Raw genomic sequence first — 22,533 nt, forward strand, 5'->3', positions numbered from 1 at the left:
CCCGCGCTTCGCGCGGGGTCGCCGGTCACCGAAACGCGAGCCTTGGCGGTGCGGGTCGCGTCGAGTACAGGGAGACGTGCGCGGGGAGCGATGACCCGCCTTCGAGGAGATCATGGGAGACATCAGCGTCGGCGAGCTGCTCATTCGAAGCCTTGCGGCAGAAGGCATCGAATTGATGTGCGGCATCATTGACGGCGCCCACATACCGATGGTCGTGCACACGGCCAAGTACGGAATCCGCTACGTGAACACGCGTCACGAAGAAGCCGCGGTCCACCTCGCCGAAGGCTATGCCAGGATCGCGCGCAAACCTTCGGTCGTGATCGGCAATCCCGCCTGCGGCACCGGCAACATGCTCGCGGGTCTGGTCAGTGCCCACGGCGAAGGCCATCCCGTGCTCGCCATCGGAACGTTGCGCAGCCGGGTGCGAACCGACCCCAACCGGGGTGGGGCGTGGCAGGCGGCCGACACCGAGGCGATGGCACGTCCGATCACGAAGTACAGCGCCACCATCCGGCAGTGGGAGCGCGTCCCCGAGATGGTCCGCGCGGCCTTTCGTGCGGCGCTCACGGGTCGTCCGGGTCCCGCCTTTCTCGCGATCCCCGACGAGCTGCTCGCCACGATGATCGACGAAGCGCACGCGCCGGCCGTCTTCCCCGCCGCCCGCTATCGCGTGACCGACATGGGAGCGGGGGATCCCGCGCAGGTGGAGCGCGCCGCGGAAGCGCTGATGCATGCGAAACGGCCGTTCATCCATGCGGGCAAGGGGGTTCTCTGGTCCGATGGCGCCGCCGAGCTTCTGGCGCTCGCCGAACATCTCGCCGCGGGCATGAGCGCCACACTCGGCGCACGCGGCGTGGTGCCCGAGAATCATCCGCACTATTTCCACCCCTTCGATCTCGCCGGCGTGGGGAAGGCGCGCAGCGAGGCCGACGTGATTCTCGTCGTAGGCGCACGGCTCGGCGAATACGACTCGTGGGGCATGCCGCCGACGTGGGGGACGCCGGCGCGGCAGACGACGGTCCAGATCGATGCCGATCCGATGTCGATCGGGCTCAACCGCCCGGTGGACATCGCCGTGGTCGCGGACGCCAAGAAGGCGCTGGCGGCGCTGCTCGCCAGGATCCGGGACAAGGCTCCCGCGCGGCAAGAGATGGCGGGCCTCGCCGAGTATCGCGAGCAGTCCGCCACGACCATCATGAAGGGCATCGAGTACCTCGCACACCCCGGCGCGACCGGGCTCAACCCCGGACAGATGGTGCTCGCCATCCGCGAGTTCTTTCCGCCCGACGCCGTCACGGTCCTCGACGGCGGCAATACGACGCTGACCGGCGTCGCCTATCACCCGATCCTGACGCCCCACAGCTTTCTCTACTCGGTCAAGATGGGATACCTCGGCACGGGCCTGCCTTTCGCGCTCGGCGCGAAGCTCGCGGCCCCGGACCGCCCGGTTTGTACGATCACCGGGGACGGCGCTTTCGGGTTCAACGTGATGGAGCTCGAGACGGCCGTTCGCGAGCAGTTGCCGATCATCGTGGTCGTCGCCGTCGACAACGCGTGGGGCATGGAGAAGACGGCCTTCAACGCGCAGGGATTCGGTCCGAGCGATTGGGCCGAGCGCGGTATCGACATGGGGGCGGTGCGCTACGACGGCATCGCGGAGATGATGGGTTGCCACGGTGCATACGTCCGAACGCAGGACGAGCTCCGCCCGGCGCTCGAGCGCGCGCTGGCGGCGCGCAAGCCCGCCGTGCTGCACGTCGAGGTCGATCGCGATCTCAACACGACGCCGCCCGGCTACGAGCAGTTCCGCAAGGCGAGAAACACGGCCGTGTACTGAGGGCGCGCGGCCGTGCTGCTCTCGAGCGCGAAGGTCTACGTCACGGGCGGTGCGAGCGGGATCGGCCTGCGCGTCGCCGAGCTGTTCGCGGAGCGCGGCGCCGACGTGGCGATCTTCGACGTCGCTCCCGGCGACACCGCCGCGCGCCGGATCGAGGGCGCGCGCCGAGCGACCTCCCAACGCGTCCACCACTACGCGCTCGACGTCACCGATCCCGTGGCGGCCGAGCGGATCTTCCGCGCCGCGTCGCTCCAGTCGGGGCCACCGGACGTCGTGTTTCACGCCGCGGGCGTCGGCGGCTTCTCGCGGCCGTTCGCGGAGTTTCCCGCCGAACGGTTCGAGCGCATGATCCGGGTCAATCTCCTGGGGACCCGCAACGTCGCCGCGGCCGTGCTTCCGTTGATGCGGCCCGGATCGAAGCTCGCGCTCGTCGCATCGCTGGCCGGACTCATGGCCGCCTACGGCCAATCGGGGTACGCCGCCTCCAAGCACGGCGTCGTCGGACTCGCGGGCGTGCTGCGCGTCGAGTACGCGCAGCACGGGATCGACGTGTGCGTCGTTTGTCCCCCGGAGATCGACACGCCCATGTCGCGTGAAGACGCGACGACTCGTCCCGTGGAGACGACGGCCATGAAGCTCTTCGCGGGAACGCTGGCGCTCGACCCCACGTGTCGCTACATGATCGAGGCGGTGATGCGCGGACGGTCCCTCGTCGTCCCGGGACGCCGCGCGCGCCTCGCGTGGGCGATGCAGAAGCTGCTGCCGCGCACGTTGCTCGACCGGTTGGCCGATCGCATGGTGGCGAAGGCACGCCGCGGCGATGCGCAACGCCGTACCGCCAGAGGATGACCATGCGAGTTCCGATCGGATCCGGCGGTCAGACGCCCGCGCTGCCGGGTCGGGTCTTCGTCACGGGCGCCAACGGATTCATCGGGCGCGCGCTGATGACCCGCTACCGCGCGCTCGGCGTCGACGTGCGCGGCGTGGACGTGAGCGGGGACGCCGCGTGGAGCGTCGTCGCGGGCGACGTGGGCGAGGCCGGGGGCTGGCAAGCGCATGCCGCGGGGTGCGACCTCGTGATCAACACCGTCGCGGTGGTGTCGAATACCGCGCCGCGGCCGCTCTACTGGCGGATCAGCGTCAACGGCGTGCGCAAAGCGCTCGATGCCGCCGTCGCGGGCGGCGCCGAGCGCTTCATCCAGATCTCCTCGTGCGCCGCCTTCGGGAAGCAGTTCCCGCCCGACGCCGATGAGACCTATCCGGTCGCGGCAGCGACCGGTCGCGCGTACGACGACGCCAAAGGCGGCAGCGAACATCCGGCGCTGGCGGCGCACGCGGCCGGTGAGATCGCCTGCACGATCGTTCGTCCGGGCGACGTCTACGGCCCCGGCTCGCGACCCTGGGTGCTTCTCCCTCTCGAGGTGATCCGCAAGGGAATGTTTCTGCTGCCGGCGTACGGCAAGGGAATCCTGAGCCCGACCTACATCGATGACCTCGTGGATGGGATCGTGCTCGCCGGGGGGACGAGTGCCGCGGCTGGACACATCTTCTCGATCACGGGCGGCGTCGCCGTGACGTGCGAGGAATACTTCGCCCATCTCTGCCGTTGGGTGAAAAAGTCCGGACGGCCGCGAGCGTACTCGACTGCGACCGTCGCGCGCCTGGCGCGCATCGCCGGCGTCCTGCGCCGGTTGACGGGCCAGAAGAGCGAAGCCGGACCCGAGGCGCTCGCGCTGCTCACGAAGCCGGCGACGGTCTCGATCGCGAAGGCGCGGCGCGTGCTCGGCTACGAGCCGAAGATCGATCTCGCCGAAGGCATGCGGCGTACGGAAGCGTGGCTACGGGAAAAAAATCTTCTCCCGCCCGAAAGCATCGGCCGGTGACCTCACCACCCGCCGCCGGGAGCGGGATCAGCGCTGGCGCCCCGCCCGCCGTAGCCAGACGTAGAACGGCCACCCCACGAGCAGCACGCCGAGGCCGATGGCGCACTCGAGCGGCCGCCCGAGAAGCATCGCCACCGCGATGCCGCCGTTCGCGACGAGGTAGAGCGCCGGCACCCAGGGATACCCCCAGGCGCGGTACGGGCGGCGGAGATCGGGACGACGGCGGCGCAAGCGGTACAACACGGCGGTGTCGGCCATGGTGGCGAGCACGATCGCGAAGGTCGTGTAGTCGAGGACGCGCGGAAACCGGCGCAGCACGAGCAGCAGGACGATTGCGACCAGCGCCTGCGCGATGATCGCGCGATGCGGCGTCCGGTACTCCGGGTGCACCTCGTGCGCGCCGCCGACGAAGAGCCCGTCGAGCGCCATGGCGTAGGCGATGCGCGGGCCGACGAGGATCGTCGCGTGCAGCGTCCCGAGGATCGAGGCGACCACGAACGCGCCCATGAAGCGGCCGGCCGCCGCGCCGAAGAGCGCCTGCGCGCTCGCCGCGCCGACGTTCGGCTCGACCGCGAGCGCCGCGAGGGGCAGCGCATAGAGGTAGACGACGTTCAGCGCCATGTACGCCAGCATGCAGAGGCCGAGCCCGAGGAAGAGCGCGCGCGGCAGCGTGCGCGCGGGATCGTGGATCTCGCTCGCGACGTACACGGGCGCGTTCCATCCGAGATAGGTGAAGAGCACCGGCGACAGGGCGAGACCGAAGGCGGAGAGCGGCGCCGCCGATGCGGCGCCCACGACGAGCGGTCGCAAGCGGCCGACGTCGCCGCCGCCCGCGGCCAGCGCGGCGCCCACGAAGAGCGCCGCGCCGCCGAGCTTGAGCCAGCTGCCGAGGTTGTTGACCTGCACGCCGCGCCGGACTCCGACGTAGTTGATGGCCGACGTGCCGACCGTCGCGGCGACCGCGAGCGCAAGCGCGCCCGTCGACCCGAGCCCGACCTGCGGCGCGACCGCCTCGCCGAAGGCGGCGGCGAGCGACGCCACGGTGCCGGCGTAGATCACGAAGAAGCTCAGCCACCCGACGAGAAACCCCGCCGCGGGATGCCAGCCCTCGCGCAGGTACACGTAGTCGCCGCCCGCACGCGGGTACATCGCGCCGAGCTCCGCGTTGGCAAGCGCGCCCGCGAGCGAGAGCAGGCCGCCGACGAGCCAGGCGGCGAGCACGAGGCCGGGGTGCGGCAGCAGCGCGGCGATCGCGGCCGGCGTGAGGAAGATGCCCGAGCCGATCACCGACGACACGACCAGCATGACGGTGTCGAGCGTCCCGAGCTCGCGCGCGAGTCGATCCCGAGGATCGGCGCCGTGCGGCTCCGCCTCGAAGCCCGTCGTCACCGCCACACCCGCCCCGTAGCACGAACCGGCCGTCGGGTGTCGCGGGATGGACTCGCGGCCGCAATCGAGTAGATTGCGCGCTCGCGCCGCGGGACGTGTCGACGGCGGCGTGGCAAGGGGGAACGGTGACGGCGACGACGGTCGGCATGCTCCGCAGGATCAACTGGGTCACGACGATCTTCTTGGTATCGACGCCGCTCGTCGCGGTGGTGTGGGGCGCCCTGCACATCAGCGCGATGGGCATCGGCGCGAGCGAGCTCGCGGTCTTCGCCTTCTACGTCTGCGCGACCGGGTTCAGCATCACGACCGGCTACCATCGTCACTTCGCCCACGGGGCCTACGAGTGCTCGCGGATCGTCAAGGTGTTCTACCTGATCTTCGGGGCGGCGGCGTTCCAGCACTCGGTGCTCTCCTGGTGCTCCGATCATCGGCGCCACCACAAGCACCTCGACCGCGACGAGGATCCGTACAGCATCACCCGCGGCTTCTTCTGGGCCCACATCGGCTGGCTCCTCGTCACGGACCACAGGAAGGCCGAGGACTTCTCGAACATCCCGGACCTGGTCGCCGACCCATGGATCCGCTGGCAGCACGCCTGGTACCTGCCGATCGCGGTCGTCATGGGCTTCGCCGTCCCCTTTGCGCTCGGCTGGGCGGTGGGCCACCCCTGGGGCTTCGTGCTCTGGGCGGGCGTGTTCCGCGTCGTGCTCGTGCACCACTCGACCTTCCTCGTGAACTCGCTCGCGCACCGCATCGGCCGGCGGCCGTACCTGCGGGCGATCTCGGCCCGCGACAGCATCGTGACCGCGCTCCTCACCTTCGGCGAGGGCTACCACAACTTCCATCACCGCTTCGCGACCGACTATCGGAACGGCGTCGGCCGCGCCTCCTGGGACCCGACGAAGTGGCTGATCCGCGGCCTCGAGATGGTCGGGCTCGCCTGGGATCTGCGCCGCGTCCCGACCGAGCGCATCGTGGCGGCCGAGCTCGACTGCGACTCCGAGCGGCTTTCCGAGCGCCTGGAGCGGCGGCGCGGCGGCTCCGAGCAGGCGGGCGCGCACGTCCGGGAACGCTTCTCCGAGATGGCCGCGAGCGTGCAACGCGCCGCCGCCGCGCTCACGACGCGCGAGCGCGAGCTCGCCCTCGCCCGTCGCCACTGGGGCCGCAACCGCGCCGAACAGCTTCGCCACCTGCGCGCCGAGCTGCGGGCCGCCCGGCTCGAGATGCGCGCGGCCCGCGTCCGCTGGCAGGCGATCCTCGCCGATCTGCTCGAGGGGCCCGTCGCGGCGCCATCCTCCTCCTGAGCCTGCCCGAGCCGCCCGAGCCTGGCGCGGAGGTTGCACCACAGCCGCGCATGGGCTCCTCGACGCGAAGAAACCCGAGATCCGGCAAGGGGGAGGCCGGACGCGTTCTCGTTCCCGAGAAGGGCCGGCGCCGGGCATTCGCGGCCCTGGCAATGCTCGCGCTCGCCGCCTGGGGCCCGGCGCCGGCCGGGGCGATCTCCGGCGACGAAGTGATGCGGCGCTCGCTCGAGGCACGCAACCTCGGCGACGAGGCGTATCGCGCCTACCGGGTCGAGCTCACCGCGCGCGACGGCAGCACCGTCACCCGCACCGTGTCCACCTATCGCAAGAACTGCGACGGCGCCTCCAAGCAGCTCGTCGTGTTCCGTGAGCCGTCCGACATCGCCGGCGCGGCGTTCCTGAGCTGGATCCATCCCCACCGGATGCCCGACATGTGGCTCTATCTGCCCGAGCTCGGGCGGCCCCGGCAGGTGAACGCCGCCACGCGCGGCGAGAGCTTCCTCGGCTCCGATTTCACGTACGAGGATCTCGGCGCGCCGACGCAGGACGAGCGGACGCACCTCCTCGTCGACGAGCCGGTCGTCGAGAGCGAGCCGACGTACCGGATCGAGAGCCGGCCGCGCGCCATCGACCACTACGCCCGCATCCTCACCTGGGTGCGGCAGACCAGCTTCCTGCCGGTCCGCGTCGAGTACTTCGACGCCCGCGACGCGCTCGAGAAGGTGGGCCGCTACTTCGATGTCCGGGTCGTGAACGGCATCCCGACGCTCGCCGCGCTCGAGATGGCGAACGTCCGCACGGGGCACCGGACCGCCGTCACGCTGCTCGACGCGGAGTACGATCGCCCGGTCGACTGCGCGATCTTCAGCGAGCGCTGGCTCTCGCGTGCCCGGCCGTGACCCGTCGCGGCGACCGCGCGCGCTCCTCGCGCTCGTCCTGATCGTCGGGGCCGCGTCCCGTCCCGCCTCGGCCGCCGAGCTCCGCTCGCCCGACGGCCGCATGAGCCTCGCCGGCTCGCTCGCGACCTGGGACGTGATCCGTCTGCACGACGACACGCCGAGCGAGCGCCCCACGGGCCTTCTCGACCTCCGCCTCGACGCCACGACGACCGATCGCTGGCGCGTCTTCACCTCGCTCCGCGCCGGCTACGACGGCAAGATCGGCCATCCGCGCGGCGGCAACCCCTTCCTCGCGCTCGACGAGGTCTACCAGTCGAAGGACCTCTTCCTGAACCTCGACGAAGCCTACGTCGACCTCTACTTCGAGACCTTCGAGCTCCGGATCGGCAAACAGAAGATCTCGTGGGGACAGCTCGACGACATCCAGCCGACCGATCACTTCAATCCCCAGGACCTGACCGAGTTCTACTTCCGGCCCGAGCTCGAGCGGAAGATGGGCGTACCCGCGATCCGCTGGACGGGTTACGTCGGCGCGACCACGCTCGACGTCGCGTGGAATCCGATCTTCACGAGCTCGCGCCTCGCGGCGCCCGAGGACCGCTGGTTCGCGCCGCTGCTCCGCGTTCCCGAGACCTTCGACACGCCCTTCGGCCCGGTCCCCGTCGCCACGCGCTATCCCGACGTCGACCCGCCTCCGCACACGCTCGCGAGCTCCGACGTGGCGATCCGCCTCAAGCACTTCCACGAGGGCGTCGAGATGTCGCTCACCGGCTTCCACGGCTGGGACAAATGGGGCCAGACCTACGAGGGTCGCAGCGCGGCGACCGTCGCACCGACCGGCGACGCCGCGAACCCGCTCGCGACCAGCGTCGACGTGGACGTCGTACCGTCGACGCGCCGGATCACCGTCCTCGGCGCCGACCTCGCGATGCCGCTCCTCTGGTTCGCCCTCCGCGCCGAGGCGGCCTGGATCCACGGCCGCGGCTTCCCGCTGCGCGTGCAGGAGACGCTGGCGAGCGACCCGCAGCTCTTCCAGGTGGTCGGCGAGGCGGCAGAGCGCGTGGCGCAAACCGGCACGGCCGAGACGGTCGCGCTGCCGATCCCGCCCGCGGCACTCGAGCGCGAGTGCCTGCAGTGGGGCATCGGCCTCGACTGGTTCGTCACCGAGCGCGTCTCGCGCCGCCTCGTCGGCCGCGAATGGCTCGCGGGCACCTTCTTTCTCGCGCAGCTCCTCCAGACCGTCATCTTCGACCACGACGCCGCCTTCATCGACGATTCGGTCGAGAGCCTTCTCGCCGCGACGATCCGCCAGAGCTTTCTCGACGAGCGCCTCGGGATCGAGCTCAAGACCGTCTACAACCCGAACCACGGCGACTGGTTCGTCTGGCCGCAGACGTCCTACCGCCTGACCGAGAGCCTCTCCGCCCTCGCCGAGGCCCGGCTCATCGGCGGCTCACCCAGACAAACGATCGGCCAGTACCACGATCACGACGGCATCAAGCTCGGCATGCGCTGGTCGTTCTGAGTCGTGACCGCCCTCACCGGTCGTTGTCGTCGTGCACCTCGAGAGCGAGCGTCGCGACGTCGTCGGCGGGCGTCGGGTCGGTCCCGGGACCGGCCGCGCGGATCGCGAGCTGGCAGCGCGCGGGCGTCGCGGCCGGCGAGAAGAAGTCGGCGGCGGCGATCGTGAGCGCGAGCGTCGCCGTCTTGCGCTTGCCGGCGCCGACGACGAGGCGGTCCTGCGCGCCCGCGACCCGCGGCGCGAAGTCGGGACCGGCCGTCACGATCCCGGCCGGGCAGTTGCCGGTCTCGACCACGACGCGGATCTCGTGGCCGGGCGTGCCGCGGTCGGCGACAACGTCCTCGTTCCGGACCTTCACGCGCAAGCGCAGCGTCTTCGCGGCGACGCCGTCGCGCAGGTGCACGCGCTTCGGGCGGCGGTAGCCGGTGATGCCGGAGTCGTGACCGCCGCCCCCCGGCCCGGGCGTGGCGGTCGGCTGCGGAAAGACGAAGGTCGGCGTCGGCGCCGGGCCGTCGCCGACCGAGAAGCGGCGGTCGACGCGCGTGACGTTGCCCTGCCGATCGGCGACCGCGACCCGCAGATGCGCGGTCGCAACGTCGATGAGCGGCGGTGTGAACGCGACCGACCAGATGCCGTCGCCGACGACGGTCGCGAGGTCCGCGAGCTCCGTGCCGGGACCGCGCCCCGCGATCGGCACGTCGGCGGTGATCGAGAGCGAGCCCGCCTCGAGTCCGGAGTCGGCGTCGGCGGCGCCGATCAGGAGCGAGCCGAGCGCCCCGCTGTTCCAGCCGGGCCGCGGCAGCGTCACCGCGAGCGCGGGGCGGAGGTCGTCGAGGAACCAGCCGTAGCCGTTGGTGGTGAGGTCGATCGGACAGCCGAGGTCGACCCAGCGCGCGATCGTGCGCTTCTCGTCCTCGCCGAGCGCCGGGACGCCGCTTCCGGGCGGCGGCATGATCGTGCCGGTGTAGTCGAGGTCGGCGGCGTTCGGATCGGCGCCGCCCGGCAGCGTCGCGCGCACGCCGGGCGTCGACTCGGTCGGGTGGTCGGCGTTGGTCCAGCCGTCGAGGCGTGCGCCGAAGATCTTCCAGACGAGCAGCGAGCGCCGGCTCTGGAAGCTCCGCACGTAGCGGCTCGCGTTCGTCTGCCGCCAGCTCGTGGGCCCGACCGGCGGATACCCCCAGCGCGCCGAGCGGTCGTCGGCGAGCCGCGCGTAGTCGCCGGGCACGCCGCCGACGGCGGCGAGGTCATCGAGCACGAGATTCCCCGGCGGGCTCGCCGCGTTCTTGGTGTGGCACGGCACGCAGCTCCGCTGCAGGAGCGGCCGCACGTCGCGCAGGAACTCGACGGTCACGGCGGGCACCGGCTCCGTGCGCGTCGTCGGGGAGCCGTCGGGCGCAGCCGCGAGCAGCGGCGTCTCGTGCACGAGGTCGGCGACCGGGAAGCCGGGCTGCCCCGCGGCGGTCGCATGGAAGTCGAGCGGCAGCTGGCTGTGCGCGTGGCAGCCGCCGCAGTCGTAGCGCGCCTCGCCCGGTCGCACCTGGTGCCACGTCTGCGCCATGTTGAGCACGAGCCCGCGCCGGTCGAGCGTCTGGAACGTGAACGGCGTGTCGGCGGGAATGCGCGCCACGAAGCTCGTGTCGGGATTGCCCTCGGGATCCAGGAGCGGCGCCCCACCCGGTCCCGTCTTCCGCACCGGGATCTCGCCGAGGATGCGCAGGCGCTCCATCGCGTGGCTCGCGAACAGCGGCCCGCCGCTCGGCCCGCCGTGCGGGCCGTAGCTCCGGTGCGTGTTCGGCTCCATCGCGAGGAGGCGGATCGCCCAGACGTCGTCGTCGTCGTAGCGGCCGGCGTCGGCGCCCTGCCATTCCCAGTTGCTGCTCTGGCCGTTCTCGGCGGTATTGAACGCGTCGAGCCCGTCGAAGGTGTTCGACCACGAGGGCACGAACCCGGGGAAGCTCTCGCGCTTCAGGAGGCTGCTCGTGCCGACCAGACCCGTCGCCGTACCGGCCGGCAGCTCGGCGTGCTCCGTGCCGTCGTTCGGGAGCCACGGCAGGACGTCCGGCTGGTCGACGCCGTGCACGGCGCGGTACGGCACCACCGCACGCGGCCACGCCTCATTGTAGCTCGGGTCGTTCTTCACGAGCACAAGGTCGCCCGGCGCGTGCACGACGTCACCGTTCGGCACGACGTAGATGCCGCCGTCGTACTCGGGCGTCGAGATCGGACGGTCGAGGTCGTTGGCGGGCCCCGGCGTCCACACCACGAGGAGATCGTTCGCGGGCGCCGCCGAGGGGTGCGTGAACTTGCCGACGCGTCCCCCGCCCGATCCCACCGGCGCGGCCTCGTCGTTGCCGTGCGTGAACGGCGTGATCGAGAACAGGCCGAAGGGCGTGAACGCCATCCGGAAGTCGTAGCGGAAGCCGCCGCCGACGGTCTGCGCGATCGCGGGATTGTCCTCGGGGAAGGCGCTGAAGAACGACGGCGTCCCCGCGGGCGCCGCCGGCGGCAGGCGATAGAGCGCGCCGAAGCCGTTGTTGTTGAGGTTGTAATAGTCCACGACGACGAGGTCGCCGTTCCCGAGCTGGGTCAGGAAGTGGAACGCCTGCCCGCTCCGGAACGCGCTCACGACCGGCCGCCACGCGCGGCCGTCGGGCTGGATCGACCAGACACCCCACATGCGGCCGTCGCGGAGCCCCTGGCTCTCGAGCGTGGAGTACGCGAGCCGGCCGTCGCGCAGGGGTGTGGGGTGGAGCGCGCTCCCGATGCTCATCGGCGCGATCGGCGTCACGTTGGCGCCGTCCTCGTCCATCACGAAGAGCTGGAGCGTCGGGTTGGTGAGGCCGCGCGGGGGCACGAAGCCGTTCCGGTTGCTGGTGAACGCGACCTTCCCGCCCGCGACCGGCGCCGGCCCGAGATTCAGGATGCCGTAGCCGAGGGAGTCGTGACCGGCGGCGGGATCCACCGGGTTCGACTCGTCGAAGGTTCCGGCGCCGGTGTTCGGGGTGAACTCGCCGAACGTCAGACGGGTGATCGCGCGGGTCGCAAGCTCCAGCCGGTAGATGTCGGCGCCGCCGTACGGCAGCCCACGTTGGGAGTTGTAGGCCTGCGGGCGGACGTCGGGGAACAGGCTGTAGTAGACGAAGCGGCCATCGAACGAGACGAAGGGATCGGTGACGGCGCCGTTGCCGCCCGCGACGAGCAGCGCCTCGCTGCCGTCGGGGTGCAGCACCATCAAGTCAGCGCCGGGCTCGAGGCTCGCCGGGTGCGCGACTTCCGGCCAGGTCGCCCCGGTGGTGTCGCCGTAACGCGGCTGGCGGACATAGACGATGTCATAGTCTCGCGCCGCCGCCCCCACGTCGCGCGACGCCACCATGACGGCGAGCGTACAAAATGCGGCAGCGAGCCCGCGGAGCGTCCGTCGCTTTCGTCCGGTCATCGCCTTCCCCCCTTCGCGGTACCCCGCAGCGGGAACGGGAGCAAATGCGACGCCAACCGTCGAAGGCTGGCCCGCAGACCTGCCTGACCAAGGTCATGGACATCATTCCAGTGAAATGCCTCCGGTAGTCGGACCTGAGCTTCGACCAGCACGCACGCTCCGAGTGACGAGGTTCCCTGCTCCGGCAGGGCTCGCGGCCTAGAGGGAATCCCATGGACACTGATTCGTCGCACGTACCGCGTCGGACACCGTGGCGTATCGTGGCTGCTGTTGCCGTAGCCACGGTTGCCCTGGTCACCGCGCCAGCCGCCCGCTGGAACGCGGAGGCGCAGGAACTCTCGGAAGCGGACGCGAAGCTTGCCGAGAAGTGTCAGAAGAGCCTTGCCAAAGCGGCGGCGACGTTCACGGGCAAGAGGCTCGGACTGGCCGGGACTTGCACCGAAACGATCTTCGCGTGCCTCCAGACCAAGCCGGACGGAGCGAAGCGGGACGCGTGCGTCGCGAAGGCGGCCACGAAATGCCGCGGGGCGTTCGCAAAGATCGATGCGGCGACCGGCAAGCTGCACACCGCGATCATGAAGCAATGCGCGTCCTTGGGAGTCGCCGGGTTGACCGCGCCGGATGGCCTGGGTTTCGCCGGGCACCCGCCCGCCTGCGAAGAAGCGCTCGGCCGTCCCGTCGGCTCGGTCGCGGATCTGGCGACGTGCCTGACCGCGACCCACGCGTGCGCGATCGATGCGATGCTGGGCGTCGCGGCCCCGCGCGCCAAGGCCCTGCTCCGCCACGCGGGCGCGCTCGACGGCCTCGCCGACCCCTTCCTCTGCCTTCCCGATCGTGGGGGCACCGACGAGGCGGTCGCGGACCGCCGCGGTACCGGGAAAGCTCTCACCAAGTGTGCGCGGGCGATCCGCACCAAGGCCAGCGCGCTCGGCGCGAAGCGGCTGAAGGCGCTCGGGCGCTGCGCTACGGCGCTCTTCGCGTGCGAGCAACGCGACGACCAGGCCTGTCGCACCAAGGCGGCCACGTCGTGCGAGAAAGCCTTCGCGGCCGTCGCCGCGGCGGCGGACGACCTCCCCTCCGACCTCGCCGCCAAATGCGCCTCGCCGCTCCAGGCCGAAGCCCTGCAGCTCGCGGGCCTCCACCTCGGTGCAGTCACCGACGTATGCGCCGCCGTGGGAGTGCCGGTCGTTGCGAGCTTCGGCCAGCATGCAACCTGCCTGATCCGGCAGCAGGCATGCGCCGTCGAGGAGCTGGCGCAAGCAGCCGTTCCCCGCGCCGCCGGACTCCTCGCCGCGCAGGGGCTCTCGCTGTACAGCCCGTTCTGTCCCGGAGCGCCGCCGCTGCCGACGCCGACCCCCGTGACGACGCCGGTCCGCACCGCGACCCCCACCGCCAGCCCGACGCCGGGTCCGGGGAGCTGTGGCAACGGCCTCATCGATGGCGCCAAGGAAGTCTGCGACGGCGCCGCGCTCGCCGGTGCGACCTGCGCCACGCTCCGCTTCGCCGGCGGCACGGTGGCATGCGCGGCCTCGTGCCGCGGCTTCGACAGCACCGGCTGCACCCTGCCGGGAGAGCCGCCGCCCGATCCGGCCACCGTGGCGCCGCCCCCGGACCTCAGCGTGGTCAGCGGGTTCGGCGCCACGGTGGACTTCCTCTTCCGCGGCGATCCACCGATCCAGTACGGAGTGGTGGCCGGCACCATCGACCCCGTGACCGCGGCCGTCGTGCGCGGCAAGGTGCTCGACGCCGGGGGCGCGGCGCTCGTGGGCGTCGAGATCCGCATTCTCGAGCGTCCCGAGTTCGGCGCCACGCAGAGCCGTGCCGACGGGGCATTCGATCTCGTCGTGAACGGCGGCGGGAAGCTGATCGTGCGCTACGAGAAGAGCGGCTTTCTCCCGGCGCAGCGTCAAATCGACGTGCCCTGGCAGGACTACGTCGCCACCCCCGAGGTGCGGCTCTGTCCCCTGGATGCGCAGGCGACCGCGGTCGACCTCGCCACCGCGACCGGAATCACGGTGGCGCGCGGCAGCCAGAAGACCGACGCCGACGGCACGCGCCGGGCGACCTTACTGATCGAGCCCGGCACGGCGGCCGAGATGCTGCTGCCCGACGGCTCGACGGAGCCGCTGACGCAGATGACCGTGCGTGCCACCGAGTACACCGTCGGCGCCTCCGGACCGGCACGGATGCCGGCGGTCCTGCCGCCGACCAGCGGCTACACCTACGCCGTCGAGTTCTCGCTCGACGAGGCGATGGCGGCGGGCGCGCCGATGGTGCAGTTCGACCGCCCGATCCCGACCTACGTCGAGAACTTCCCGGGCTTTCCGGCCGGGACGGCCGTACCGGCGGGCTATTACGATCACCTTCGCGGCGCCTGGGTCGCGGCGCCGAACGGCCGGGTCATCGACGTCGTCGGCATCACGAGCGACCGGGTCGATCTCGACGTGACCGGCGACGGCGTCGCCGACACCGGCACGGCGCTCGCGGATCTCGGCATCGACGACGGCGAGCGGGCGACCCTCGCCACCCTGTACGGCCCCGGCACGAGCCTCTGGCGCGTCCCCGTCGATCACTTCTCGACCTGGGACTACAACTGGCCGTACGGACCGCCGGGGGACGCCGAGTCGCCCGCCGACTCGGGTGCGGGGGCGCAGAGCGACGACGAGCCGATCGACGGGTCGTGTGAAGCCCGGGGTAGCGTCATCGAGTGCGAGAACCAGGTGCTCGGCGAGGACCTCGTCGTCGCCGGCACGCCCTACACGCTCCACTACCGGAGCGATCGCGTTCCCGGCCGCCTCGATTCGCTCGACCTCCGGCTCTCCGGCGCCGCGGTGCCGGCGAGCCTGCAGTCGATCCGGGTGCGGGCGACGGTGGCCGGCAATACCACCGAGCAGAGCTTCGCGCCCGGGCCCAACCAGTCGCTGGTGATGACCTGGAACGGCAGGGATGCCTACGGGCGGCCGGTCCAGGGCGGGCAGCGCGTCACGGGGTCGATCGACTACGTCTACCCTGCGGTCTACCGCTCGCCCGCGCAGCTCAACGAGGCCTTCGCCAACTTCGGCGGCACGGCCCTCACGGCCAATCGCGCGGCGGCGACGATCGCGGCCTCGATGCCGTTCGAGGTGGTGTTGCGCGAGGGCATCACCGACGCTCGCGGTCTCGGGCTCGGCGGCTGGACGCTCGGCGTGCACCACTTCTACGACCCGACCACGCGCGTGCTCCATCTCGGCAGCGGCGAGCGGCGGCGGGCGGAGTCGGTGGCGCGGGTGATCGACCGCGTCCTCGAGTCCACCGGTCCCTTCGGCGGCAGCGGCACCCTGACGAGCGTCGCGATCGCGTCCGACGGCAGCATCTACTTCGCGCGTCTCGACAAGCGCATCCGCCGTCTGGCGCCCGACGGCACGGAGACGATCGTGGCCGGCACCGGCAAGTCCAACGTCGGTCCGCCGGACGCCCCCTTCGGCGACGGCGGGCCCGCGACGCAGGCGAAGCTCATCACCTCGCCCACGACGCTCCGGTTCGGCGCCGACGGCTCGCTCTACTTCGTCGACCTCAGCGTGCTTCGACGGATCCGGCCCGACGGCATCATCGAGCGGGCGGCCGGCATCTACAACTTCGGCGTCAGCCCCTGCCACGAGGCCAGCGTCACACCCGACGGCGCGGTCGCCCTGGAGTCGACGATCTGCATTGACGATTTCACCGTCGCCCCGGACGGCACGCTCTATCTCGCCGTGTTCTATCCCTTCCCGGACGACAGCCGCATCCGCCGTGTCGGTCGGGATGGGACGCTGGTCACGGTTGCCGGCAGTGGTCCGTGCCCCCCCTTCCACAGCGGCACCTGCGGCGACGGCGGCCCCGCGGTCGCGGCAAAGCTCCTCGCCGGCAACCGCAAGATCGCGCTCGCTCCCGACGGCACACTCTATCTCACGGACGGCAATCGCATCCGCAAAGTCACCAGCGACGGCATCATCACGAGCGTCGCGGGTGTAGATTTCCAGAATGGGTTTGCGGGGGACGGCTTCCCCGCCAGTTCGGCCACGCGGTTTTGTGGCCCGACGGGCTTCGCCTTCACTCCAGACGGCGCGGTCATCATCGTCGACGGCAACAACAACCGCGTGCGCCGCATCGCGGCCGATGGCCTGGTCTCCACGATCGTCGGCTCGGGCACGGCGTGCGGGGTTGCCAACATCGGCCAGGCCGGGGACGGCGGACCGGCGCTGCAGGCGATCATCGCCTGGCCGCAGCAGTTGGCGCTCGCACCGGACGGCGACGTCTTCGTGGTCGCCGGCCTACCGCGCCGCATCCGACGCATTGGAAAGCCGCTTCCCGGCTTCAGCGCCGCCGACATCCTGGTCGCCTCAGAAGACGGCCGCCTGCTCTACGCCTTCGATCCCAACGGCAAGCACCTCGCGACCTTCGACGCGCTCACCGGGGCGCTGCGGCGCGCGTTCGCGTACGACGCGGCGGGGCGCCTGGCGCAGGTGATCGAGAAGACCGGCGCCACCGACAACGTCACCACCATCCAGCGCGACGGCGCCGGCCACCCGACCGCGATCGTGGGCCCGTTCGGGAAAGCGACCGCGCTCGGCGTCGACGGTAACGGCTTTCTCGCCTCGATCACGAATCCCGCGGGCGAGACCACCGCGCTCGGCTCGACGGCGAGCGGGCTCCTCACGACGCTCACCGCCCCGGGCGGACGCACCGGCAGCTTCACTTACGACGCCGCCGGCCGGCTGCTCACGGACGAGGACCCGGGACCCGGCTCGCAGACCCTCGACCGCAGCGGGCCGCCCGAGGCCTTCACCGTGATCCGCACCACCGCCCTCGGACGCGCCACGACCTACGAGGTCGAGCGCCTGCCGGACCGCGTCGAACGGCGGACCATCACGGCGCCCGACGGCACCGCCGCGATCGTGACCGACAACAGAGACGCGGCGACCCGCACCACCTCCGCGCCCTCCGGTACCGTGCATACGATCACCGCGGGCGGCGATCCCCGCTTCGGCATCCAGGCGCCGGTGGCGACCAGCGTCTCGCTCCAGTTCCCGGGCGGGCTCACCGCGCTCACCACCAACGCGCGCACCGCGACCGTCGCGAACGTTCTCGATCCGTTGAGCCTGGTCACCCTGACGGAGACGTCGACGGTCGCGAGCCACACGTGGACGACCACGTACACCGCGGCGACGCGCACGCTGCTCACCACCAGTCCGCTCGGGCGCACGCGCACGCTCACGCTCGACGCGCTCGGCCGCCCCGCCACGTTGCAAGCCTCGGGCGGTGCCGCCACCGCCGCGACCTACGACGGCCGCGGCCGCCTGGCGACGGTCACGACCGGCACGCCACCGGCGGAGCGGGTGGTCACCTTCGGCTACGATGCCCAGGGGATCGTGGCGACCGTCACCGACCCGATCGGGAGGACGGTCACCATGGAGCGCGACGGGGCGGGCCGGCTCATCCGCAAGATCCTGCCCAGCGGGGACGAGATCCACGTCGACTTCGCCGCCAACGGCGATTTCGCGGGCATCACGCCGCCCGGACGCCCCGCGCACGCGTTCGCCTACGACGCGCGGGGGATGCTCGCGAGCATCACGCCGCCGGCAGTGGCCGGCACGGGAGCGACGACGTTCGCCTACGACGACGACGGAGCGCTCACCACCGTCACGCGTCCCGGCGAGAGCGTCGTCTTCGCGTACGATGCGGCGGGGCGACTCGCCACGCTGGATCTCGACGTCGACGACGGGCCTCAGGGCGCCTACACGGTCGGGTACGACGCCACGACCGGCCAGGTCGCCACCGCAACCGGCCCGGGCGGCGCCACGCTCGCCTATGGTTACGACGGTGCCCTCGTCGCCGGCGTCACCTGGAGCGGTCCGGTCACCGGCAGCCTGACGCTCGAGCACGACGCCCGCCTGGCCATCACGACCGAGTCCGTGAACGGCGGCGCATCCATCACCTTCACGCACGACGACGACGATCACCTGATCGCGGCCGGTGCGCTCGCGATCAGCCGCGATGCCGCGACCGGCCTCCCCGCGACGACCACGCTCGGGGTGGTGAGCGACACCTGGACCTACGACGGCTTCGGCGACCTCACCGACTACGCGGCCACGGCCAACGGCGCGCCGCTCTACGCGGAGAGCTGCGACCACGACGGGCTCGGCCGCATCACGCGCCGGGTCGAGACGATCGCCGGCGGCACCGACACCTACGACTACGCCTACGACGCGAAGGGCCAGCTCACCGAGGTGCGGCGCGACGACGCCGTGGTCGAGAGCTACACCTACGATCCGAACGGCAACCGCACGGCGGCCACGGTGGGCGGCAGCAGCGTCACCGCCACGTACGACGATCAGGACCGCGTGCTGACCTACGGCACCGCGACGTTCACCCACACGCCGAGCGGGCGCCGCGCCGAACGCACGACGCCCGGCGGGACGACCGCCTACACGTACGACGCCGTCGGGAATCTTCTCGCCGTGAACCTCCCGAGCGCTACGGACGTCACCTACGCCCTCGATCCGGGCATGCGGCGGGTCGCGCGCGACGTGGACGGGGTGGCGGCGGAGCGTTTCCTCTATTCGGGCAACCGGCCCATCGCCGAGCTCGACGCCGGCGGCGCACTGGTGACGCGCTTCGTGTACGCGGGCGGGCCGGCCCCGGCGTATTTCGTGCGCGGCGGCACGGCTCACCGGCTGCTCACCGACCACGCCGGCAGCGTGCGCCTGGTGGTGAACGCGGCGACGGGCGCAGTCGTCCAGCGGCTCGACTATGACGGCTTCGGCCGCGTGACGCTCGACACCAATCCCGGCTTCCAGCCCTTCGGCTTCGCGGGCGGACTCTACGATCCGGCGACCGGGCTGGTGCACTTCGACGCGCGCGACTACGATGCCGCGACCGGCCGCTGGACGGCCAAGGACCCGATCGGCTTCGCCGGCCTCGACACCAACCTCTACCGCTACGCCGGCAACGATCCGGTGAACTTGCACGACCCGAGCGGGCTCACGGTCGGCGAGATCATCACCGGCGTCATGGCCGGCCTGGTGGACATCGCCATGTTCCCGGTGAGCTTCTCGCACGGAATGGCGGTCTTGAACGCCAACTTGACCGGACAGCCCGTGCCCCCCGATCCCAACCCGATCGTGGGATTCTTGAATGCGCTGAACGAGATCGCCGCCAACTTCTTCGACGCCGAGCCGCTGGTCGAGACCGATGGTACGGCCTTCACCGCGACCCGAATCTGCAGCTCCATCGTGGGAACGCTCGGCGCGGGCGCCGCGGCCGGCGCGGGGCGCGCCGCCGGCGCGAGCGGGGGCATCCGACCGGCCATGCAGGCGGCGGGGAGAGGCATCGCGCAGACGGCCGACGACGCCTATCGACCGCTGGTGTCCGGACAGGCCGCGCGCGCCGAGCGGCTCGCGGCGGAGAACGCCAAGCGCATCGCCGAGCAAGAGGCCAAACAAGCCGCGCAGCAGGCAAGCGAGCGCGAGCTATGGCTGATTCGTCCCGAGGGTGGCGGCGCCGGCACCCATGGAGTTGGCAAACCGGCAGGGGGATTCGGCATCGGGCGGTAATGCCGGAGACGGGTCGCGCGCGAGTCGCCGGCTAGAGGTTGTAGATGCCCGCGGCTTCGGGTTGGAAGCTGACCTCCGTCAGGCGCAATCGCCGCTTGCCGCCCGGAGCCGGCCATTCGACTTCCGCCCCTTCAGCGCAGCCGAGGAGCGCGAGGCCGATCGGCGCGAGGACCGAGACGTGCCGGGCGGCCGGATCGGCGGCGGCCGGAAACACCACCTTCACCGTCAGTTTCTCGCCGCTGTCGAGGTCCGAGAGCATCACTTCGGAGTTCATCGTGACCACGCCGGGCGACACCTCCTCGGGCCCGACGATGCGCGCGCGCTCGAGCTTCTCCGCGAGCGCGTCCAGGCCTTCGACCTCGTCCGGTCGTTCGCGCAAGAGCTTCATGAGGCCCTCGAGACGCATCTTGTCGAACCAACTGATCACGTCGTGATTCCCTACCGATTGCATGCGGGCTCCTCTCGAGAACGCGGGCAGGCTCCTGGCACATTGCCTGAAATCTCGGAGGTCTGGAATGACGTCGGCGACGATTCGCGTCGTGCTCCGCCTCAGTGCGCGCCGCCGGCGGCCATGCCCTCGCCCGCCGGCTTCAGCATCGCCGCCGGCCGGTCGAGAATGCCCTTCTTCGTCAACTCCGCGATCGCCGCGTCCATCGTCTGCATGCCGTGCTGCTGGCCGGTCTGCATCGCGGAGGGGATCTGGTGCAGCTTCGCCTCGCGGATGAGGTTCCGGACGGCGGGAATGCCGACCAGGACCTCGTGCGCCGCCACGCGCCCTCCGCCCTTCTTCTTGAGGAGCTTCTGCGCGATCACCGCCTCCAGCGACTCGGAGAGCATGGTCCGGATCTGGCCCTGTTGCCCGGAGGGGAACACGTCGATGATGCGGTCGACCGTCTTCGCCGCGCTCGAGGTGTGCAGCGTCCCGAACACCAGATGGCCGGTCTCGGCCGCCGTCAGCGCCAGCGAGATCGTCTCGAGGTCGCGCATCTCGCCGACCAGGATCACGTCGGGATCCTCGCGGAGCGCGCTCTTGAGTGCCGCCGAGAAGGAGCCGGTGTGCGGTCCGACCTCGCGCTGGTTCACGAGACAGCGCTTCGACGGGTGCACGAACTCGATCGGATCCTCGACGGTCAGGATGTGCGCGTCCCAGGTGTCGTTGATGTGGTCGACCATGGCGGCGAGCGTGGTCGACTTGCCGGAGCCGGTCGGCCCGGTCACGAGCACGAGGCCGCGCTCTTTCTCGCAGAGCTGCTGGAAGATCGGCGGCAGGCCGAGCTGCTGCATCGAGGGAATCACCGTCGGGATGCGGCGCAGCACGGCGCCCGGGCCGCGACTCTGCAGGAAGACGTTCACGCGGAAGCGCCCGACGCCCTCGAGCTCGTACGCGAGGTCGAGCTCGTGCTCCTGCGCGAAGCGCGCCTTCTGCTCCGGGGTGAGCGTGGTCTCGACGCACGCCATGACCTCCTCGGGACCCTGCGCCGGATGGTCGAGCGGGGCCAGATCGCCGTCGATCCGGAGGCGCGGCGGCTGACCGGCGCTCAGGTGCAGGTCGGAGGCGTTCTTGTCGACGACTTCGCGGAGGAGCTGCTCCATGGTCGGCATGCGGAATCCCCTTTCGTGCGGCACGCCGACCTTCGCGGCGCGCGCGGCGACGCGGCGTTCGCGCCGCGGTCGGCACACGCTGTTGCAAGACACACGCCATCCGCCCCACCCGCGCTGCGTCGCGTCGAGCAGGCTCCCCAGCGACGCGCCGCCGTCGGCGCCGTCGATCGGATGGCGGCAGGCGGGCGGCCGATGCTAGGAGAGCCGCCGATGCCGCATGCCACCTGCTCTGCGGGGTGCCGGGAAGCCGCATGAGCGCCCGCCGCTTGCGCGTCGCCGTCGTCGGACACGCGCAATACGTGACGCTCGCCGCGGCGCCGGCGTTGCCGGGACCCGGCGCGATCCTCCATCTCGCGCACCCGACCTACGTCGCGGGCGGCGGCGGCGCGATCACGTTCTTCCAGCTCGTCCGCAGCCCGGCCGAGGTCCACTTCTTCACGGCGCTCGGCACGGACGGCGCCGGCGTGGAGGTCGAGGGTGCGCTCCGTGCGTCGCGCGCGACGATCCACGTCGCCCACCGGGCCCGCGCGCACCCTCGCGACCTCGTCCTCGTCACCCCCGACGGCGAGCGTACGATCGTCGTCATGCAACCGCCACTGCACCCGAAGATCGGCGATGCGCTGCCGTGGGGCATCTTCGCGGACTGCGACGCGGTCTTCTTCACCGGCGACGACGCCGCCGTGCTGCGGACGGCGCGCGCCGCGCGTCTCCTGGTGGCGACGGCCCGGCGGGCCGCGATCATCGCGGCGGCCGGCGTCGAGGTGGACGTCGTCGTCGGTAGCCTGAACGACCCGCGCGAGTCGACGAACGACTATCCCCTGCCGCCGCGCGCGCTCGTGCTCACCGACGGCCCGCGCGGCGGCCGCATCGTGACCGCGTCCGGGAGCGAGCCGTTCGCCGCCCCGCCCGCGCCACCCCGCATCGTCGGCTCCTACGGCGCAGGCGACAGCTTCGCTGGCGCTCTCACGTGGCACCTGGTCGCCGGTCTCTCATTGAAGGAGGCGTGCGAGCGCGCCGGGCCCTACGGCGCCGCCGTGTTGGCGGGGACGAACCCGCTCGAGCACCAGCGCCCGCTCGCGTGAACGCG

Annotated in this window: 12 protein-coding genes; 8 read left to right on the forward strand and 4 right to left on the reverse strand. The window is 71.5% G+C overall.

Going from position 1 to position 22,533, the window contains the following annotated elements; genetic code table 11:
* Window positions 1-112 precede the first annotated feature (112 nt).
* Genes IT293_19515 through IT293_19525 form a run of 3 tightly spaced genes read left to right on the forward strand, consistent with a single transcriptional unit; the run spans window position 113 to window position 3,723 of the window.
* Window positions 113-1,840 carry a thiamine pyrophosphate-binding protein gene (locus IT293_19515; GenBank protein MCC6766850.1) on the forward strand — a complete coding sequence of 576 codons (1,728 nt, stop codon included), beginning with the start codon at window positions 113-115 and terminating at the stop codon, window positions 1,838-1,840.
* Between the two features lie 12 nt (window positions 1,841-1,852).
* A complete protein-coding gene (locus tag IT293_19520) occupies window positions 1,853-2,689 on the forward strand; it encodes an SDR family NAD(P)-dependent oxidoreductase (protein ID MCC6766851.1) in 837 nt (278 codons plus the stop codon).
* A gap of 2 nt (window positions 2,690-2,691) precedes the next feature.
* Window positions 2,692-3,723 (forward strand): NAD(P)-dependent oxidoreductase, encoded by a 1,032-nt coding sequence (locus IT293_19525; GenBank protein ID MCC6766852.1) that lies wholly within the window; start codon window positions 2,692-2,694, stop codon window positions 3,721-3,723.
* Between the two features lie 27 nt (window positions 3,724-3,750).
* Here the strand turns inward: IT293_19525 and IT293_19530 are convergent, their stop codons facing one another.
* Window positions 3,751-5,112: an amino acid permease gene (locus IT293_19530; GenBank protein ID MCC6766853.1), complete on the reverse strand. Its 1,362-nt coding sequence runs from the start codon at window positions 5,110-5,112 to the stop codon at window positions 3,751-3,753.
* A gap of 125 nt (window positions 5,113-5,237) precedes the next feature.
* Here IT293_19530 and IT293_19535 point away from each other — a divergent pair, with 125 nt between their 5' ends.
* The 3 genes from IT293_19535 to IT293_19545 all read left to right on the forward strand — a co-directional run bounded on the left by IT293_19535 (window position 5,238) and on the right by IT293_19545 (window position 8,840).
* Complete coding sequence (locus IT293_19535; GenBank protein MCC6766854.1) at window positions 5,238-6,416, forward strand: fatty acid desaturase; 1,179 nt, start codon at window positions 5,238-5,240, stop codon at window positions 6,414-6,416.
* A gap of 152 nt (window positions 6,417-6,568) precedes the next feature.
* Window positions 6,569-7,315 (forward strand): outer membrane lipoprotein-sorting protein, encoded by a 747-nt coding sequence (locus IT293_19540; protein MCC6766855.1) that lies wholly within the window; start codon window positions 6,569-6,571, stop codon window positions 7,313-7,315.
* On the forward strand, window positions 7,302-8,840 hold the full coding sequence (locus IT293_19545; GenBank protein ID MCC6766856.1) for a hypothetical protein: 1,539 nt from the start codon (window positions 7,302-7,304) through the stop codon (window positions 8,838-8,840). Before IT293_19540 ends, IT293_19545 begins: the two co-directional genes overlap by 14 nt.
* A gap of 13 nt (window positions 8,841-8,853) precedes the next feature.
* Here IT293_19545 and IT293_19550 read toward each other — a convergent pair whose 3' ends face one another.
* Window positions 8,854-12,273, reverse strand: a complete 3,420-nt coding sequence (locus IT293_19550) for a hypothetical protein (GenBank protein ID MCC6766857.1) — start codon at window positions 12,271-12,273, stop codon at window positions 8,854-8,856.
* Between the two features lie 212 nt (window positions 12,274-12,485).
* On the opposite strand from IT293_19550, the gene IT293_19555 reads away from it, so the two are divergent.
* Window positions 12,486-19,844, forward strand: coding sequence for a hypothetical protein (locus tag IT293_19555; protein MCC6766858.1), 7,359 nt, complete (start codon window positions 12,486-12,488; stop codon window positions 19,842-19,844).
* A 31-nt stretch (window positions 19,845-19,875) separates the two neighbouring features.
* Here the strand turns inward: IT293_19555 and rnk are convergent, their stop codons facing one another.
* On the reverse strand, window positions 19,876-20,295 hold the full coding sequence (rnk, locus tag IT293_19560) for a nucleoside diphosphate kinase regulator (GenBank protein MCC6766859.1): 420 nt from the start codon (window positions 20,293-20,295) through the stop codon (window positions 19,876-19,878).
* Window positions 20,296-20,393: 98 nt separating this feature from the next.
* Window positions 20,394-21,437 carry a type IV pilus twitching motility protein PilT gene (locus IT293_19565; protein MCC6766860.1) on the reverse strand — a complete coding sequence of 348 codons (1,044 nt, stop codon included), beginning with the start codon at window positions 21,435-21,437 and terminating at the stop codon, window positions 20,394-20,396.
* A 260-nt stretch (window positions 21,438-21,697) separates the two neighbouring features.
* Between IT293_19565 and IT293_19570 the strand changes: the two genes are divergently transcribed.
* Window positions 21,698-22,528 carry a sugar kinase gene (locus IT293_19570; GenBank protein ID MCC6766861.1) on the forward strand — a complete coding sequence of 277 codons (831 nt, stop codon included), beginning with the start codon at window positions 21,698-21,700 and terminating at the stop codon, window positions 22,526-22,528.
* Window positions 22,529-22,533: the final 5 nt, after the last annotated feature.

This window comes from Deltaproteobacteria bacterium, assembly GCA_020848745.1.
GTDB lineage: Bacteria > Desulfobacterota > Binatia > UTPRO1 > UTPRO1 > UTPRO1.

What these genes read in the sequence shown, in the direction of transcription:
- IT293_19540 (MCC6766855.1), top strand. Translation starts at nt 6,569, where the DNA reads ATGCTCGCGCTCGCCGCCTGGGGCCCGGCGCCGGCCGGGGCGATCTCC.
- IT293_19555 (MCC6766858.1), top strand. Translation starts at nt 12,486, where the DNA reads ATGGACACTGATTCGTCGCACGTACCGCGTCGGACACCGTGGCGTATC.
- IT293_19570 (MCC6766861.1), top strand. Translation starts at nt 21,698, where the DNA reads ATGAGCGCCCGCCGCTTGCGCGTCGCCGTCGTCGGACACGCGCAATAC.
- IT293_19550 (MCC6766857.1), bottom strand. Translation starts at nt 12,273, where the DNA reads ATGACCGGACGAAAGCGACGGACGCTCCGCGGGCTCGCTGCCGCATTT.
- rnk (MCC6766859.1), bottom strand. Translation starts at nt 20,295, where the DNA reads ATGCAATCGGTAGGGAATCACGACGTGATCAGTTGGTTCGACAAGATG.
- IT293_19565 (MCC6766860.1), bottom strand. Translation starts at nt 21,437, where the DNA reads ATGGAGCAGCTCCTCCGCGAAGTCGTCGACAAGAACGCCTCCGACCTG.
- IT293_19515 (MCC6766850.1), top strand. Translation starts at nt 113, where the DNA reads ATGGGAGACATCAGCGTCGGCGAGCTGCTCATTCGAAGCCTTGCGGCA.
- IT293_19525 (MCC6766852.1), top strand. Translation starts at nt 2,692, where the DNA reads ATGCGAGTTCCGATCGGATCCGGCGGTCAGACGCCCGCGCTGCCGGGT.